The sequence below is a fragment of the Streptomyces gamaensis genome (assembly GCF_042656465.1).
GTDB classification, from domain to species: Bacteria; Actinomycetota; Actinomycetes; order Streptomycetales; family Streptomycetaceae; genus Streptomyces; species Streptomyces gamaensis.
In genome coordinates this window covers 249,865-265,801 of sequence record NZ_JBHSPB010000006.1, presented here as the reverse complement: position 1 = coordinate 265,801, position 15,937 = coordinate 249,865, and the positions used below count along the sequence as shown (strand labels likewise).

Below are 15,937 nucleotides of genomic sequence, written 5' to 3'. Positions count from 1 at the left end.
TTGCGGCCCGCCGGGCTATGGGTGGCCCGTCCCCCGGGCCACGGTCTCCAGCCGTTGGCTCGCCGACTGTCCCAGCCGGGCGGTCTGCACGAGTTCTTCGTCGGCCTGGAGCAGGAGGCGGCCGTCCGAGCGGTCCACGGCCTGGAGGCACGTCCGGCTCGTCCGCCCCAGCTGCGCGACGAACTTCTTCCAGTACGCCTGGCCCTGCGCGTCCGGGATGCGGAAGAAGGCGTCGGCGTCCCGCGCGATCCGGTCGAAGTCCGTGCAGAAGGCGCGGACACGGGATGCGTCGACTTCACCGTGCCCCTGGTCGAGGAGCCTGGCGAATCCCATGGTGGCGTTGATGAACCGGGTGAGCAGTTCCTTCCCTCCGTGGCTGTGCCAGGCCAGCACCTGGATCCTCCGGGTCTGCGAGGCATCTGCGGCAATGGGGCCCGGTTCCCGGGCAGTTGCCGGGTTCCGTACGATCGCGGGGTCGGCCTGCCCCGGGCCGTCCTGCGCCGAGGACGTCCTCGCCGTCACCGTGGCCGCCACGGCCACGGCGCACAGCACGCCCACCACGAGGCGCCGGACGAGCGGCGCGTACCGTGACCGCGCGGCCGGGCGTACCGCGGCGTCCCGCACCCGGCGCCGGCGCGCCCTGCCGGCCACCGACACCACGGCGGCCGCGACGACAGCGGCGGCGACGCCGAGCAGGAGGGCAGGGCCCAGGACGACGTTCCGCAGGAGCGGCCAGATCGCGGCGGAGTGCCAACCGCAGCTGTGGGCAACGACGTTCAGCGGTCCGACACAACCGTCCGCCGAGGCGAGCACATAGCTCCCGGCGAGCGCGACCACCACTGCGGCCTCGGCCGCGACGAGCGCCACGAGCAGCCGGCCGCGCCCCGCCCACGCGCTCGCGACCACGGCGGCGACCACGGCCGCCACTGTCAGGGCCACCAGGATCCACCCGAGGTAGCGCAGCAGCCACAGGTCGGTCAGCTCCCCGACGGGTGGTTGCCGCGTGTGCAGGAAGGCCATCGCCCCCGCGAGGGCCGCCCACCCCGACACCCCGCCCGCCGACACGGCCGCCAGGACCCGTCGCAGCGGGGGCAACAGCCGTACGGGCACACCCTCTTGCCCGCCGCCCCGCACGACATCACGCACCCAGCCGGCAGCGGTGGCGGCCGGACGCACGGCCCAGCCCAGCAGCGGCACGGCCCACAGGGCGGCGACGGCGGGGAGCACGAACGGTTCGCCGGTGACCTGGCCCAGATTCACCAGGACCACCGCGGGTACGGACCGGTACTGCGCCCGTACGGTCCCCGTACCCGACGCCTCCAGGAACTCCCCCACGTCCAAGGGGTAGCCGTTCGCGTACAGCCCTCCGCTGCGCTGCCACCACGCGAACCACGCGGACAGCACCAGGCACATGGCCGCCAGCCCCAGCAGCATCGCCGGGCGGATCGTCCGCCGCCGCCACACCCGCACCCACACGTGCGCGCACTCGGCGCACCACCACGTGACCACTACTCCCGCGAGCACCACCAGGGCCAGGACCCAGGGCCGGGCGGGCAGCCACCCGAAGACCGTCACGTCGTTGACGACCAGTTCGCCCAGGGCCATTCCGGCCCCCAGGCACAGGCCGGCCCGTACCCCGGACGGCACCCGGCGCGACGTGAGCACGGCATGGGCGACGCCCCGCCACAGGGCCACCCCGGCGACTCCGACGACGAACGCGGCCGGAAGCAGCGCCTTGAGCTCGTCCACCCCCGGCGCGTCGAACCGGGACGTCTCCCCCGCCACCTGGGAACTGATCAGCGTGGCGGCCACCCCGGTCAGCAGCAGGGGCAGCGCCTGCACGCCGAACAGGACCACGGGGTCGTCCAGGGACTCCCGCCGCAGATCCCAGCGCGGATGCGTGCGCCACACCTCCGTGAAGGCGGCGAGCGCCCGCCCCCGCCTGCTCCTCGGCGGCTCCGGGGCCGTCACGGCCCAGCCGTGCGGGTCCGCGCCCCAGCGCACCGCCGCCCGGTCCGCGTAGATCTCCCGGCTGCGCAGCACGTCCGAGCGGGCGAGATACACCAGCACGACGAGGAAGGCCAGGAAACCGAACTCCCGCACCATGGTCGGCACTTCGACGGGCCGATAGATCTCCGGCATCGTGACGGCGTTGCGGATGTCGCGCGCCAGCGCGGGCACGAGCGCCACGGCGACGAACGCTCGCCACACGGCGACAGTGACATACGTGAGGGTCACGTCCCCGTTGCGGATGTGGGCCAGTTCGTGCAGGAGCACGGCCCGGAAGCCCTCCGGGTCGGTGTGCCTGCGGGTGAGGAGACCACCGTGCAGACACACCGTCGGGCGCCGGTTGCTGCCGAAGACCACCGCGCCGGTCGAGGCCGCCGCCGGATCGACGACGACACGGGGGACGCGGGTCAGGCCCGCCACCGCCGCGTACTCCTCCACCAGCCGCCGTACCGCGCCGTCCTCGTCGACGGCCGCGAGCGGGACGACCCGGCCGCGCCTCGTCCGCCAAACGGGCAGCAGCCAGAACACGGCGCAGGCCACGACCAGCAGCAGGACCGGCCAGCCCAGCGCCACCCACCAGGGCAACTGCGGCTCGTAGCGCGCCGTGCAGGTGTCGACCGCCTGCTGCTGGGCGTGCGTGAGGACCATGTTCTCCGCGAGAGTGCCGTGGAAGGGATCGCCCCCGGCGGCGAGCAGACAGCCGAAGCGGTCGAAGGCGTCCGCGCCCGTCTCGCTGCGGGTGATGCCCGCCATTACGTGCCAGCAGCTCACCAGGAGCAGGACCACCAGCAACGCGAAGCGCACCGTCGTGCCCGCGCCCATCACCCGCTCGTCGACCCGGGTCCGGGGCAGCGTCGTGGCCATCCTCCGCTAGCCCTGGGGCCGGCGCCGGTCCTGGACTCCGGGCCGCGGCGCCGGAGCCTCCCCGACGGTCAGGGCCAGCCGGGCCACGACCGCGTCGGCGATGGCCTCCGCGCGTGCGCTGTCCAGCCCGCGCCGCGCGGCGGTCTCCAGGACGCGCGCCTGTATGTCGGCGAGTTGTTCCCGGGTGAGTGCCGGGACGGCGACCGGGGGCTGCCTTCTCCTTGTCCGTAAGACCTTGCGCAGCGCGGTTTTCCCCTTCGCGGCCGCGCCGTCGACGGCGGCGCCCGCGAGTTTGCGCGCGGCTTCGTCCAGCACCAGCCACACCACGGGGGCGACCATGGTCGCCACTTCGCCGAGCCCGAAGCCCAGGGGCTCGCGGCGCCCTCCGGTGCGGCCCAGGCGCCGTACGACCGTCGCGTCGTCGAACCGGAACAGGGCGGTCACCAGGGGGAGTTCCTCCGGTGCGACCTCGCTGACGACATCGCGCACCACATCACGCACCGTGGTCCCGACCGACGCTGCTCCCGAGCCCATCGCGTCCTCCTGAGAACCGTGTTCCACACCAGCACGCTACTGCGGAACCAGGACTTCCGGGCTGGTGCGCGGAGGAGTTGGCGCAACTTCGTTCGGGGGGTACGGCCGTGAGTCAGCGCGTGCGTGCCGGGGCGAAGGGGATCCCCGAAGCCACGCCGCGCAAACCGACCATGAGGGACTCGCCGAGAAAGCTTGCCCCGATGGCGAGTTGGAGGGGCCGCGCCTCCTCGTGCATGCCCATCTTCACCGCCAGGACGTTGAAGCCGGCCGTGGCCACCAGGGTGCCGATCAGGGTGAGGAACGTGCGGCCGGAGTATCGCTGCCACAGGACGCCTCCCTTGTCGAGGAGTTGAACGGTGGCGCCGCGGACCGCGCCGAGTGCCGCGCTGACAACGGCGCCCGTGATGATCCAGGCGAGGTCGGTGCCGGTCAGATCCGTCTTCTTGGTGAGGGACAGGACGCCGATCCCGATCAGGATCGCCGGGGTGATGAAGAGTTCCTTCGTGGTGACCGGTTCGCCTTTCAGGCGTTTGATCACGACCACGATCACGACCGCCGCGATGATCGCGGCGAGCAGCCAGGGGTTCACGCGGATACCGCCCATCTTCGTAGCACGATTGCGCTAAAAAATATTAGCCCGGTCGTGCTATAAAGACAAGGTGCCAAAGATCGTCGACCCCGTGGCCCGCCGCAGGGCAGTGGCGCAGGCCGTCCTGTCCGTCACCGCCCGGCACGGGCTGGAGCACGCCTCGCTGCGCAACGTCGCCGACGAAGCCGGACTCGCCATCGGCTCGGTCCGCCACTACTTCGCCGACCACGACGAGTTGATGACCTTCACGATGAGGGAGCTGAGCCGACGCATCGGCGACCGCGTCCGCACCCACGCCGAACGGCTCCTGGATCCCGACAGCGACATCGACCGCCGGGCCGGAATGGAAGAACTCCTGGCCGAGTTCCTCCCCCTGGACGAGACCCGCCGCCAGGAGTCCGCACTCTGGCTCGCCTTCACCACCGCGGCACACACCCGCCCCGAACTGCGGCCCTGCGCCGCCGACATGCAAGCCGACCTGCACACCCTGATGACGCGCGTACTGCACGAAGCCCAGGGCGCCGGAGGGCTGCCGGACGGTATCGACGTCGAACTGGAAAGCACACGGCTGGCCGCCCTCCTCGACGGACTCACCCTCCAGGCCACGCTGCTGCCGGACCGCTATCCCCCCACACTGCTCCGGCAGGTACTGCGACGGCACCTGGACGCCCTCAGGGCCGGGAACTGACTTCCGGGAAACGCGTTCTGCCCGGGCGGGCTATGGTGAGCCGATGGCATCGGTCAAGCAGGTCCAAGTCACCTTCGACTGCGCGGAACCTGAGCGCGTCGCTCGTTTCTGGTGCGAGGTGTTGGGGTACGTCGTACCGTCGCCGCCGGAAGGCTTTGCCACTTGGGACGATTTCAATCGCTCGCTGCCGCCTGAGCGACGGGGTTCGGCATTCGCCTGCGTCGATCCCTCGGGTGTGGGCCCGCGACTGTTCTTCCAGCGCGTTCCCGAAGGGAAGGTCGTCAAGAATCGGCTGCATCTTGACGTGCGGGTCGGCACCGGACTCGTCGGTGAAAAACGTCTGGCCACACTGGAGGCCGAATGCGCACGACTGGTCGCGCTCGGCGCGGTGCGCGTGCAACTGCTGACTGCCGATGACGAAAACGAGTCGTGCATCGTGATGCAGGATGTCGAGGGCAACGAGTTCTGTCTCGACTGAGCGTCCTGCGGGACGGCGAGGTGGAGAGCTGTCTGCACAGACGTCTCGCCACCGGCCCGCCCGCCGTCACGCGTCCCCGGTGTGGTGGGCCCCTGCTCAGGTCCGGCGCAGCCGTACGGACAGGGCGGCCATCGTCGCTGTCAGGACCAGGGGGACGAGCATGGCCGCGCGCAGTTCCACTGCCTCGGCCAGGCCTCCGATCACCGGGGGGCCGGCGAGGAAGCCGAGGTAGCCGACAGCGGAGACCGCGGCGATCGCCGGGCCCGGCCGCTCGGGGCGCAGGGCTGCCGCGTGGCTGAAGACCACGGGGATGACAGCGGCGAGGCCCAGCCCCAGCAGCGTGTAGCCCGCGAGCCCCGCGGCGGGGACGGGAAACACGACGGGCACCACGGCGCCGACCGCCGCGAGCAGGGCACAGCCCCGTACGAAGCCGGCGGTGCCGGTGCGGGCGCGGATCCGGTCCGCGGACAGGCGGCCGAGCACCATGCCGGCGGAGAACACCGCGAAGCCGGCTCCCGCCGTGCCGGGGGAGGCTCCAGCCGTGTCGCGGAGGTAGACGGCGCCCCAGTCGTTCATGACGCCCTCGCCCATCAGCGCGCAGAAGGCGACGAAGCCGGGTATCCACAGTCCGGGGCCGGGCAGGGCGAGCAGCGGCGCGCGGTCCGCGGCGGCCGGGACGGGCGCGCGCCGGTCGGGCAGCAGGGCGGTCGCGGCGAGCGCCGCCAGGGCGGCCAGGGCGAGGGCGACGGCTGTGAAGTGCCGGTCTGTGCCGAGGCCTTGAGCGGCAGCGAGGCTGCCGAGCGCGGCGCCCGCTATGCCGCCCAGGCTGAACATCGCGTGGAAGCCGCCGAGGACGACCCGGCCGTAGGCACGCTCGACGAGCACGCCCTGCGTGTTCATCGCGACATCGACAGCCGTATTGCCGAAGGCGAACAGGGCCAGCGTCACAGTCAGCAGCGGCAAGCCGGGCACGAAAGCGAGCCCCGCAAGAGCCGACAGATACAGCGTCAGCCCGGCGAAGAGGACGGGCCGGCTGCCCAGCCGGGCCACCAGGCCGCCCACCAGGGGCAGTCCGAGAAAGGCGCCGCCGCTGAGCCCGACCAGGGCCACGGCGAGCCGGCCCTCCGACAGATCAAGCCGGTCCTGCACCGCGGGCACCCTGGCCGCCCAGGTCGCGAACGCGGCACCGGTGACGAAGAACACCACGGACACGGCCGCCCGGGCGGCCCGCGGCGGGGCCGGGCCCGCCTGGGCGGACGAGCCGGCCGGCAGATCGCCGGACCGGCGTTTCGGGGGGCCGGAGCGCGCGGTCCCGGCATCGGTCCCGGACTGCCGGTCCATGGGCATGTCTCCCTCCCGCTGTGAACGCTGGTGGAACGCTGGGCGCTGCACGCTGGGCTCCCGGGGTCCCCGCCCGGTGCGGCCGCTGTGGCGGTCGCGCCGTGCACGGTCCCGACAGGTCTGCCTGTCCGCTCACGGCGCCCCGTGCGGTCCGGAGCGGGCGAGGGCCACGAGCCCGTCCCGTTCCTCGACGAGCACTTTGTGGAAGACGTCGGCGAACAGCTGCATCGTGCGGGTGTCGTTGGGCGGTCCGAGGGAGCTGAAGCTCTGTCCGAGGACCAGTCGGCGTCGGCAGATCTCCTCGGCCACGGGGTACTCCTCCGGTGTGTAGGTGTGCCCGGGGCGGGCGTGGCCGCAGGACCAGGGGCAGCCGCGCCCGTAACCGCGCCGCTCCTGGAAGAGGGTCTGTGCCGGTACAGGCCGGGGCTGCCAGCGCATGATGCCGAGCCCCTCGGCGTTCACGGCGCGCTCCAGCGCGTCGCGGAAGGCGGCCACCGGCACGTCGTCCAGGCCGAGTTCCTCCGGCTGGACGAGCAGCGGGTAGAAGAAGTAGACGTGGGTCAGTCCCTCGGGCACCACCGGTGGACGGATGCCGGGGATGCCGTCGAGTGCCGCGGTGAGGGCGGCCCCGTTCTCCCGGCGGGCGCGTGACATCGCGGGCAGCCGGGTCAACTGTGAACGGGCGAAGGCCGCCGCGAGCACGTCGATGCGGTAGTTCCAGCCCATGATGCGGGCGTTGTAGTCGCGGCCCTGGCCCGGCAGTTCCTCGCCGAACATCAGCACCCTGCGGGCGAGCCGGAACTCCTCGGCGTCACGTGTCGCGAACAGGCCGCCTTCGCCGAGGGCCGACAGGCACTTCGAGCCGTTGAGGCTGGCACCGCTCATGGTGCCCAGGGAGCCCACCGGCCGGCCGTGGTAGGTGGCGCCGTGGGCCTGCGCGGCGTCCTCGATCAGGGCCAGGCCGTGCCGGTCGGCGATCCGGCGCAGCGCGTCGTGGTCGGCGGGCAGGCCGTTGAGGTCCACGGCGATGATCGCGCGGGTGCGGTCGGTGATCCGCTCCTCGACGAGCCGGGGGTCGACATTGAATGTCGCGAGGTCCGTGTCGACGAAGACGGGCACGGCGTTGGCCTGGAGGACGCAGGAGGCCGAGGCGAGGAAGGTGTCGGCCGGTACGAGCACCTCGTCGCCCGGCTCGACGCCTGCGGCCGCGATCGCCATATGCAGGGCGGCCGTGCCGGAGTTTGCCGCGAGGACGTACGGCATGCCGGTGAACTCGGCCCAGGCGGCCTCCAGTTCGCGCACCGTGTCCATCGGCCAGTGCCACGGGGTGGCCCGGTCCAGGGCATGGAGGACGGCTTTACGGTCGTCGTCGGTGATGTGCGGCCAGGGCGCGACCGCGTCGTCGGTGATGACCGGGCGGCCTCCGTCGACGGCTAGCACGGGACCACCTGCTCCCGCTGCGCAGGACTGTCCGGGAGGGGGCGCTCCCCGGTCCGCTCCCTGCGGAAGACCGCTGTGGTGGTGGGGAGCTGGGGGAAGGGGCCCAGCTCGGCGGCGAGCCGTGCGAGGCCGTCGCGCAGCGGGACCCGGGGGACGAAGCCGAGCCCGGTCAGCGCGGAGATGTCGGCGACCAGGGAGAAGCTGTCCTCCAGGCTGCTCTTGTCGGCTTCCAGCAGGGCGGGGCGGCCGGTGGCCTCGGCGACGGCGTCGGCGAGTTCGCGCATCGACACCTCGGTGCCGCTGCCCAGGTTGTACACCCCGCCCTGCGTGCCGCGCGCGGCGAGCGCGAGCAGGGCCCGGCACAGGTCCTCGACGTGGATGAAGTCACGGGTCTTGCGGTCGATGTCGCCGACGACGAGGATCGGCCGTTCGTTGAGCTGCCAGCGCAGGAACTGGGAGACCTCCCCGCCGGCCCGGGACGGGTCCTCCCCCGGTCCGTACACCACGAAGGACCGGCCGATGACCACCGGCAGGCCAGCCGTCTCGTGCAGGCTGCGCAGGGTCAGCTCACCCGACAGTTTGGAGGCGCCGTAGGGCAGGAAGGGGCCCGTGGGGTGGTCCTCGCGGATGGGCGAGTGCCGGGGCGTGCCGTAGACGATCGCGGAGGAGAGATAGACGAGCCGCTGGGTGCCCAGCTCCAGGCAGGCGTTGCCGACGTTGCAGGTCGCCAGGGCGTTGAGCTGGAAGTCGTGCCGGGGGCTCTCGACGGAGAGCGTGCCGCTGGCGTTGCCCGCGAGGTGGAAGACGGCCTCGGTGTCGCGGAAGGCCAGCAGCGTTTCGCCGTAGTCCCGTAAGTCCGCCCGGACATGGCGGACTCCGGGCAGAGCTGTGATGTCCTCGCCGGGCGTGGTGATGTCCACGACGGTCACTTTTCTGCCCGGGCGCGCCAGCGCCCGGACCAGATGACGGCCGACGAAGCCGGCTCCGCCGGTGACCGTCACCTCGGCGTACTCGGGCAGGGCGTCGTCGTGCGCCGGCAGCGCGCCGGGCGCGGCAAGTACAGGATGCAAGGGATCCCCCGTTTCCCGTCGTTCCTGGAGCGCGGTGTCTCGCGCTGCGCACCACTTTCGCGCCGGAAGGAAGGGATGCGCCACCGGGATCCCCCCGACCGTCCCCCTGAAATGGCCGACTCCGGTGTAGTGGACAGGAGTTGAGGCCGGAGCGCCGCACCGGATTCCCGCGGCACGGTCCGCCGGACGCACGTCGTCATGCGCCGTCGTACGGCGTCCGGGGGCAGCGGGTTTCGGCGGAGGGAGCGGTCGGAGATGTCGGCGCGGCGGGCGGAAGACGGAGCGGCCGTCGTGCTCCGTACGGCTGCGCGAAGTCGGCCGAAAACCGACCAGTCGGTTGCCTTGGTCGCTCCGTCCCGGGCGGCTCCCCGCCCGGGGCGCCCGGTACAACCGGGCCCGGAATCCGGACAGTTCACGGTAGGGTCAGGATCCGGGGCCCGTCGTCGGTGATGGCGACCGTGTGCTCGATGTGGGCGGCGCGGCTGCCGTCGGTGGTGCGCAGGGTCCAGCCGTCGGGGTCCGTGCGGTAGGTGTCGCTGCCGCCTGCCATGAGCATGGGTTCGATGGCGAGGGTCAGGCCGTGGCGGAGGGGGAAGCCGCGGCCGGGGCGGCCCCGGCCGGGGACCGCGGGGTCCTCGTGCATGGCGCGGCCGATGCCGTGGCCGCCGAAGTCGGACGGCATGCCGCAGCGCACCGCGCGGGCGACGGTGTCGATGGCGTGCGAGATGTCGCCGACGCGGTTGCCGGGCACGGCGGCGGCGATACCGGCGTCGAGGGCCTGCTGTGTGGCCTTGATCAGTTCGAGGTCGGCGGGGCGGGGCGTGCCGACGGTGAAGGTGATGGCGGCGTCGCCGGTCCAGCCGTCGAGTTGTGCCCCGCAGTCGACGCTGACCAGGTCTCCGTCGCGCAGCCGGTAGCCGGTGGGTATGCCGTGGACGACGGCGTCGTTGACCGATGTGCAGATCACGGCGGGGAAGGGCGTGGGCGCGAAGGAGGGCCGGTAGCCCAGGAAGGGCGAGCGGGCCCCGGACTCGGCGAGGACGCAACGGGCGGCTTCGTCGAGCTCCTTGAGCGGGACCCCGATGCCGGCCGCCTTCCGCGCGGCCGCGAGCGCGCGGGCCACCACGCGCCCCGCCTCGCGCATCGCGTCCAGTTCCGCGTCCGTCTTGATACTGACCATGAACTGTCGACCCCCTGAGCGTTGCCCCAATTCTTATACCGGTATTAGTATCACGGTCATGGTGCGGACTCCACTGACCCCTTGGGAACGACAGCGCGGCGAGCTGTTCGGCGCGCTGCTGCGTCAGGCGCGCGGCGAGCGCAGCATGGTCGAGGTGGCGGCAGCGGCGGGAGTCTCCGCCGAGACGCTGCGCAAGATCGAGACCGGGCGGGCACCGACCCCCGCCTTCTTCACCGTCGCGGCCCTGGCCTCGGCCCTGGACCTGTCCCTGGACGAGCTGGCCGTGGCGTGCGTACCGGACGAGAATGGGGAGCAGCAGGCGCTGTCGGCCTGAATCCCCTTGGGAGGAATCGACGTCGCCGAGGGACGGAGTCCCTGCGGCAGCGGTGGGCGGAAGGAGCGCGCGGTGGCCGAGCGGGAGCGCAGGGTCGCGGACTTCGAGTCGTGGGCCGACCGGCAGATACGCGAGGCCGAGCAGCGGGGCGAGTTCCGGAGTCTGCCGGGCTTCGGCAAGCCGCTGCCGGGCATCGACCGGCCCTACGACGCGGACTGGTGGATCAAGGAGAAGATGCGCCGCGAGAAGGTCTCCTTCCTGCCGCCGGCGCTCGCCCTGCGCAAGGAGGCCGAGGACTCGCTGGCCGCGGCGATGGCGGCCCGGACGGAGAGCGAGGCACGGCGGATCCTCGCGGAGATCAACGACAAGATCGCCGCGGCGCTCCGCAGGCCGCCGCCCGGCCCGCCGCTCGGTCTCACCCCGTTCGACGTCGACGCCGTCCTCGCCGCCCGGCGGGAGAGCGGTGGGGACGGCGCGTAGGTGGGGGATCATCCGGGCTGTTCACTGTCGAGGGCCGCAACCGCTCGTCCTCCTCGCACGTACAGCCAAACGGCGCCGGACACCGTCGCGTTACGGCCCCGTGCTGGTGACGGTGACCACCCTGCCCGGAGACAGCCGTGAGGCCCGTCCAGACCGTAGCCGGTCCCCTCTCCCCGTCGGCCGTGCGCGGCCCGGTCCTCCCCCATGAGCACCTGGCCCTCGACCTGCGCCGTGCCGGGAACCGGGAGGCCGTCCTGGACGGCTCGCACGTCCCGGACATCGCCGGTGAACTCTCCTTGCTGCGGGAGCGGTTCGGGCTGTCTCTCGTCGTCGACCAGACGTGTCGCGGGATGGGGCGCGACACAGCCACGCTGGGCCGGATCTCGGCCGGGTCGGGGGTCGCGGTGGTGGCCGCCACCGGGTGGTACTGCGAGGCGTTCCACCCGCCGGAAGTACGTCGGACGGACAGTGGCCGTCTCGCCGACGTGATGGTCCGTGAAATCGTCGACGGGACAGGCCCGTTGCGGATCCGTCCCGGTCTCATCGGCGAGATCGGCAGCCACGGCGAGCAGCCGAGCGGGGCGGAGGCCAGGGTGTTCACCGCCGCCGCGCGGGCCGCTGTCCGGACCGGGCTCTCCGTGGCCACGCACGCCCGTCTCGGTGCCGGCGGTCTCGCCCAGCTCGGCCTGCTGACCGGCCGGGGGCTGGCCCCGCACCGTGTCGCGATCGGTCATCAGGACCTGCTCGACGACCCGGTGACCCACCGGCGTCTGGCGGCCGAGGGCGCCTACGTGTCCTTCGACACGATCGGCAAGAGCGGCTATCAGGACGACACGGTCCGGCTGCGGCTCCTGCTCGCTCTGCTCGACGCCGGGTACGCCGGCCGCGTTCTGCTCTCGTGCGACGTCTCGCGCCGCACCCATCTGAGCGCGCGGGGCGGGACAGGGTACGGGCACCTGTTCCGTACTTTCCTGCCCCGGGTTCGGGCCGCCGGTGTGACCGACGCCGTGATCGATCTGATGACCCGTCGCAATCCGCTGCGTTTCCTGACCGGCGCGGGCGACGAGGACGGGGCCGACGCCCTGCCCTGATCCAGGGCCGGTCTCAGACGGCCAGTCCGGGAATCACCGCGGCGCCCGGCAGTTGGGCCAGTGCGGATCCCGGCAGGATCAGTTTGCCCCTGCGCCGTCCGCTGCCGACGAGGACGAACGGGGCGGCGGCCACGGCCTCGTCGACGAGCAGGGGCCACGCCTCGGGCAGCCCGAGCGGGGTGATGCCGCCGAACTCCATGCCGGTCTCGGCGACGGCGGTGTCCATCGGGGCGAACGACGCCTTGCGCGCGCCCAGATGCTTGCGGACGGTCTTGTTCACGTCGACGCGGGTGTGCGCGAGCGCGAGGCACGCGGCGAGCGTGACGTCCGTGCCCCGCTTCGCGGCGACGACCACGCAGTTCGCGGACGCGTCCTGCGGCACGTCGTAGGTCTCGCAGAACACCGCCGTGTCCGCCTTGGCGGGGTCGGTGTCCACGTACAGCACGGACTCGGCCGCCCGGGCGTCCCAGGTCTTCAGTGCCTCGGCGACGGGGGTGGCCAGTTGGTCGGACACGTCGAGGGCTGGGTGGACGGTCGTGAAGTCTCCGAACGGAGCGTGCGGGGAATGGCTCATGGCGCGGACTGTAATACACGGGGCCGACGGTGGGGGGCGGCCCGAGACCATCTCGCTGCCCCTCTTCGGCTCGCCTTCTTACGCTCGTACCTGTACCTCGGCCACCCACGCACGCCGGGCACTCACGCATTCGGTTTGCGGAATGCCGGGCTGAGGTCGCGCACTTCCACGGAGGCATGCACGTTCAGGTGACCTACAACGGTCTCCTCGATCCGGCGAAAGCGGGTTTTGCAGTCCCCAATGTCCGCGCCAGGGACGCTCCCGAGGATCAAGGGTGCAGCTCCAACGCGAAACGGCGTTGGTCGAGGAGGGTATCGAGCGAGGCGGAATAGTCAACGGCGGTCTGCGGCATCGTGATCTCCAGGATCGGAAGTATTCGAGCCATCTGGGACGGGGTGCCGAGTCCGGGCCATGTGAGTGCCCTGTGGTGTCAGGTGTTTTTCCCTTTGCCGAGCCACTGGGCGTCTTCGCCGGGCTCGGGGGCGAGTTTGTCGCCGTTCATGATGTACGTGGCGGGGACGTCCTGGAACACCGCGATCGTGTCGTCGAGCGGCAGCCCGCTGATCCGGGATGCGGCCGCGGTGAGCTCCCTCATCATGGTGTGCTTCGTCTCGTCGGTGCGTCCGGCGCGGATGCGGGCAAAGATGGTGCCGAGTTTCTGCGGCCGGCCTGCGACGTAGCCGTCTTCCGTACGGACGTCGGTCATGAAGACGTGGACGAAGTATTCGGCCGCTCCGGTGTTGCGCACGTGGATGTCGGTGATGGCTTTGGCCAGTTCCGCCTTCTGGTCCTTGTCCAGCATTCCCTCGGTGAACCGGCATTCGTAGAACGGCATGGGGCTCACTCCTTCGTATCGCGCGGCCGCTCAGTGCGAGGCGGTGGGTGCGGGGTAGCGGGTTTCCAGGTCGAGGACGCGACGGCGGATGTGTTCGGGGTAGGCGCTGGCGAAGGTGCACAGGCCTTCGGGGTCTTCGGGCCGCAGGGCGTCGTGGATGGCCAGTGCCCCGTGTCCGTTGGCCGTCTCCTCGGCGGTGAAGCAGGTCAGCAGGTTGAGGATCCTGCCTTCGCGGATGACGCGGCGGTCGGCGGGGTGCACGCGGGTGGCCAGGGCCCACAGCAGCTGCGAGGGGTCCGAGGGGTCGAAGTCGTCGTCCAGGAGATAGGTCTTGGGGATCTTCGTCCGGCCGTGCACGGTGTCCAGGACCCGGCCGACGCGGCGGGCGAACTCGATGCTGCTCACCCCCGGCATCCGTGCGCGCCAGTCCGCCAGGGCGGTCACCACCAGTACGTGGTTGGCGGCTTCGAAGGGCATCAGGGCCGTGGCCACCGGCAGTCCGGCTTTGCGCAGGCCGGCCAGCGCGGATACGGCGTTTCCGGTGCCGGTCACGCTGTGGTACTCGTCGGTCGGGTACCCTTCGGCGACCACCGGCCAGATGGGGTCGTCCCGGTGACTGATGGCCTCGATGGTGTAGGTCGGCTGGCGTGTGGTGCCCCTGGGCATGTAGCCGGGGAACTCGCCCATCGGGCCCTCGTCGAAATCACGGTGGGGTGAGACATGTCCCTCGATGAGGATCTCCGCGCTGGCCGGCACCTCCAGGTCGCTGGTGCGACAGCGCACGACCTCGATGGGCTCACCGAAGTAGCCGCCCAGATACGGGCCTTCGGGCACCCCGGTGGGCAGCGGCGTTCCGGAGATCACCGACACCGCCGGCTCGGGCCCCTGCACCAGCGCGAACGGCATCGGCTTGCCCAGTTTCGCCCACTCGTGCCAGATCATCCCCAAGTGCTGCTGGGGCCCGACGATGCCGGACATGTGCCGGCCGTCGATCTGCATGATGCGGGCGATGGACCAGTTCGTCAGCGACCCGTCGGGGGTGCGGACGATCAGCGTGCCGTAGGTGTTGACGTACCGTCCGCCGTCGTCCTGGTGCAGCAGCGGCGTGGGAAACCGGTCCAGGGTGGCCCGCTCACCGTCCAGGGTGTTCTGGAACACCGGTGCGTCGTCGATCAGTTGCGGGGCGATCGGCGTCTTGTCCAGGCCGTCCGTGATCACCTCGACGATCTCGCGCAGTGTCGCGGTGGCCGGCAGACCGAGCCCGAGCGCGACGCGGGCCATCCGCTTGCCGGGCAGGGAGCTGAGCGCGGCCGGAGCACCCAGTGCCCGGAACCCCGGTGCCGCCCCCTGAACCGAGGTGAACAGCCGCGCCGGGCCGCACGTCTCGGTGGTGCGCCGTACCAGGGCACCGAGTTCGAGAACCTCGTCGACCGGCTCGGTGATCTCGGTCAGGTCTCCCAGGTCCTTCAACGCATCGATATAGGCGCGCAGGTCACGCAACCGGTTCATGGGGCACTCCTTGCCTGGCTTCTTCCCGGCGACGGGGCGCGGCCGGACCCTCCGGACGGTCTGCGGTGTCGCGGCGGATGCCGGTCCAGCGCCGGGCCCGGCTGTGGTCCAGGCCGAACTGGTCCAGTACCCGCGTGACGACGTGATCGGTGATGTCCGTGAGAGTGGTGGGGCGGTGGTAGAAGGCCGGCATCGGCGGCAGCACGGACGCGCCCATGCGCGCCAGGGCCAGCATGTTGTCCAGGTGGATCTCGCTGAGCGGGCTCTCCCGGGGCACCAGCACCAGCCGCCGGCGCTCCTTGAGCGTGACGTCGGCGGCCCGTCCGATCAGCCCGTCGGCATAGCCCGAGCGGATGCCTGCCAGGGTCTTCATGCTGCACGGGATGATCACCATGCCGTCCATGCGGAACGACCCGGAAGCGATCGCAGCGGCCTGGTCGTCGGGCCCGTAGGACACGTCCGCCAACGCGGCCAGCGACGCGGTGGTGTGCTCCGTCTCCAGCGCCAGGTTCGCACGGGCCCACCGCGACACGACCAGATGGGTCTCCACCTCGGGATGGCCCCGCAGTTCCTCCAGCAGTCTCACTCCCAGCACAGCCCCGGACGCGCCGGTCATCCCCACGATCAACCGCATCCCTCTACCTCGTTCCGGCGTAGTCGCCCCGACGGGAGTGCCCGCCGTCATCCGGACCTGATCAGCACCAGCATCACCACCGGTCGGCACGACGGCAACCGCGGCAGGGTGCTTGGCCGACTGCCGGTCAGGGGTACCGGCGGAGGCTGTCCCGTCGAGAGCGCCCGTGGCCACACCGACGGCTACCGGCTGGCCCCCGGCACCGATCTGCCGCCGCTCCTGCTCGACGTCGCCGTCGCCCTGCGCACCGCCGCGGGCGGCCTCACCGGTATCGAGGAGACCGCGC

General features: G+C 71.8%; 16 protein-coding genes. 5 read left to right on the top strand and 11 right to left on the bottom strand.

What is annotated here, in order from left to right; all coding sequences use genetic code 11:
* Window positions 1-15: 15 nt before the first annotated feature.
* From ACFP1Z_RS12395 to ACFP1Z_RS12385, 3 genes are all read right to left on the bottom strand, one after another.
* Window positions 16-2,874, bottom strand: coding sequence for a M48 family metalloprotease (locus tag ACFP1Z_RS12395; RefSeq protein WP_390316165.1), 2,859 nt, complete (start codon window positions 2,872-2,874; stop codon window positions 16-18).
* Window positions 2,875-2,880: 6 nt separating this feature from the next.
* Complete coding sequence (locus tag ACFP1Z_RS12390) at window positions 2,881-3,435, bottom strand: hypothetical protein (RefSeq protein WP_390316164.1); 555 nt, start codon at window positions 3,433-3,435, stop codon at window positions 2,881-2,883.
* A gap of 85 nt (window positions 3,436-3,520) precedes the next feature.
* Entirely contained in the window at window positions 3,521-4,012 is a 492-nt protein-coding gene (locus ACFP1Z_RS12385; RefSeq protein ID WP_390316163.1) for a DUF1453 domain-containing protein, read from the bottom strand.
* 55 nt (window positions 4,013-4,067) lie between these two features.
* On the opposite strand from ACFP1Z_RS12385, the gene ACFP1Z_RS12380 reads away from it, so the two are divergent.
* Window positions 4,068-4,685, top strand: coding sequence for a TetR/AcrR family transcriptional regulator (locus tag ACFP1Z_RS12380; protein WP_390316161.1), 618 nt, complete (start codon window positions 4,068-4,070; stop codon window positions 4,683-4,685).
* Between the two features lie 43 nt (window positions 4,686-4,728).
* A complete protein-coding gene (locus ACFP1Z_RS12375) occupies window positions 4,729-5,163 on the top strand; it encodes a VOC family protein (RefSeq protein ID WP_390316159.1) in 435 nt (144 codons plus the stop codon).
* Window positions 5,164-5,259: 96 nt separating this feature from the next.
* Here the strand turns inward: ACFP1Z_RS12375 and ACFP1Z_RS12370 are convergent, their stop codons facing one another.
* From ACFP1Z_RS12370 to map, 4 genes are all read right to left on the bottom strand, one after another.
* Window positions 5,260-6,504 (bottom strand): MFS transporter, encoded by a 1,245-nt coding sequence (locus ACFP1Z_RS12370; protein WP_390316158.1) that lies wholly within the window; start codon window positions 6,502-6,504, stop codon window positions 5,260-5,262.
* Between the two features lie 132 nt (window positions 6,505-6,636).
* The gene (locus ACFP1Z_RS12365; RefSeq protein ID WP_390316157.1) at window positions 6,637-7,944 is read right to left on the bottom strand and encodes a DegT/DnrJ/EryC1/StrS family aminotransferase; all 1,308 of its coding nucleotides are present in this window, start codon (window positions 7,942-7,944) and stop codon (window positions 6,637-6,639) included.
* Window positions 7,938-9,014 (bottom strand): NAD-dependent epimerase/dehydratase family protein, encoded by a 1,077-nt coding sequence (locus tag ACFP1Z_RS12360; RefSeq protein ID WP_390316156.1) that lies wholly within the window; start codon window positions 9,012-9,014, stop codon window positions 7,938-7,940. Before ACFP1Z_RS12360 ends, ACFP1Z_RS12365 begins: the two co-directional genes overlap by 7 nt.
* 412 nt (window positions 9,015-9,426) lie before the next feature.
* Window positions 9,427-10,194 carry a type I methionyl aminopeptidase gene (map, locus tag ACFP1Z_RS12355; RefSeq protein WP_390316155.1) on the bottom strand — a complete coding sequence of 256 codons (768 nt, stop codon included), beginning with the start codon at window positions 10,192-10,194 and terminating at the stop codon, window positions 9,427-9,429.
* Between the two features lie 58 nt (window positions 10,195-10,252).
* On the opposite strand from map, the gene ACFP1Z_RS12350 reads away from it, so the two are divergent.
* The 3 genes from ACFP1Z_RS12350 (at window position 10,253) to ACFP1Z_RS12340 (ending at window position 12,099) form a co-directional block, all read left to right on the top strand.
* Entirely contained in the window at window positions 10,253-10,528 is a 276-nt protein-coding gene (locus ACFP1Z_RS12350) for a helix-turn-helix domain-containing protein (protein WP_390316154.1), read from the top strand.
* A 72-nt stretch (window positions 10,529-10,600) separates the two neighbouring features.
* The gene (locus ACFP1Z_RS12345) at window positions 10,601-11,008 is read left to right on the top strand and encodes a DnaJ family domain-containing protein (protein ID WP_390316153.1); all 408 of its coding nucleotides are present in this window, start codon (window positions 10,601-10,603) and stop codon (window positions 11,006-11,008) included.
* A 137-nt stretch (window positions 11,009-11,145) separates the two neighbouring features.
* Window positions 11,146-12,099 carry a phosphotriesterase family protein gene (locus ACFP1Z_RS12340; protein WP_390316152.1) on the top strand — a complete coding sequence of 318 codons (954 nt, stop codon included), beginning with the start codon at window positions 11,146-11,148 and terminating at the stop codon, window positions 12,097-12,099.
* Between the two features lie 13 nt (window positions 12,100-12,112).
* On the opposite strand, the gene ACFP1Z_RS12335 is transcribed toward ACFP1Z_RS12340, so the two are convergent.
* The 4 genes from ACFP1Z_RS12335 to ACFP1Z_RS12320 form a co-directional block, all read right to left on the bottom strand.
* Window positions 12,113-12,673 (bottom strand): YbaK/EbsC family protein, encoded by a 561-nt coding sequence (locus ACFP1Z_RS12335; RefSeq protein WP_390316151.1) that lies wholly within the window; start codon window positions 12,671-12,673, stop codon window positions 12,113-12,115.
* A 430-nt stretch (window positions 12,674-13,103) separates the two neighbouring features.
* On the bottom strand, window positions 13,104-13,508 hold the full coding sequence (locus tag ACFP1Z_RS12330) for a tautomerase family protein (RefSeq protein ID WP_390316150.1): 405 nt from the start codon (window positions 13,506-13,508) through the stop codon (window positions 13,104-13,106).
* A 30-nt stretch (window positions 13,509-13,538) separates the two neighbouring features.
* Complete coding sequence (locus tag ACFP1Z_RS12325) at window positions 13,539-15,017, bottom strand: UbiD family decarboxylase (RefSeq protein ID WP_390316149.1); 1,479 nt, start codon at window positions 15,015-15,017, stop codon at window positions 13,539-13,541.
* Window positions 15,001-15,651, bottom strand: a complete 651-nt coding sequence (locus tag ACFP1Z_RS12320) for a non-oxidative hydroxyarylic acid decarboxylases subunit B (protein ID WP_390316148.1) — start codon at window positions 15,649-15,651, stop codon at window positions 15,001-15,003. Before ACFP1Z_RS12320 ends, ACFP1Z_RS12325 begins: the two co-directional genes overlap by 17 nt.
* Window positions 15,652-15,937 lie beyond the last annotated feature (286 nt).

Excerpts from the sequence above, each read along its gene's own strand:
- ACFP1Z_RS12395 (WP_390316165.1), bottom strand. The coding sequence starts at position 2,874 with ATGGCCACGACGCTGCCCCGGACCCGGGTCGACGAGCGGGTGATGGGC.
- map (WP_390316155.1), bottom strand. The coding sequence starts at position 10,194 with ATGGTCAGTATCAAGACGGACGCGGAACTGGACGCGATGCGCGAGGCG.
- ACFP1Z_RS12320 (WP_390316148.1), bottom strand. The coding sequence starts at position 15,651 with ATGCGGTTGATCGTGGGGATGACCGGCGCGTCCGGGGCTGTGCTGGGA.
- ACFP1Z_RS12335 (WP_390316151.1), bottom strand. The coding sequence starts at position 12,673 with ATGAGCCATTCCCCGCACGCTCCGTTCGGAGACTTCACGACCGTCCAC.
- ACFP1Z_RS12375 (WP_390316159.1), top strand. The coding sequence starts at position 4,729 with ATGGCATCGGTCAAGCAGGTCCAAGTCACCTTCGACTGCGCGGAACCT.
- ACFP1Z_RS12325 (WP_390316149.1), bottom strand. The coding sequence starts at position 15,017 with ATGAACCGGTTGCGTGACCTGCGCGCCTATATCGATGCGTTGAAGGAC.
- ACFP1Z_RS12330 (WP_390316150.1), bottom strand. The coding sequence starts at position 13,508 with ATGCCGTTCTACGAATGCCGGTTCACCGAGGGAATGCTGGACAAGGAC.
- ACFP1Z_RS12385 (WP_390316163.1), bottom strand. The coding sequence starts at position 4,012 with ATGGGCGGTATCCGCGTGAACCCCTGGCTGCTCGCCGCGATCATCGCG.
- ACFP1Z_RS12370 (WP_390316158.1), bottom strand. The coding sequence starts at position 6,504 with ATGGACCGGCAGTCCGGGACCGATGCCGGGACCGCGCGCTCCGGCCCC.
- ACFP1Z_RS12350 (WP_390316154.1), top strand. The coding sequence starts at position 10,253 with ATGGTGCGGACTCCACTGACCCCTTGGGAACGACAGCGCGGCGAGCTG.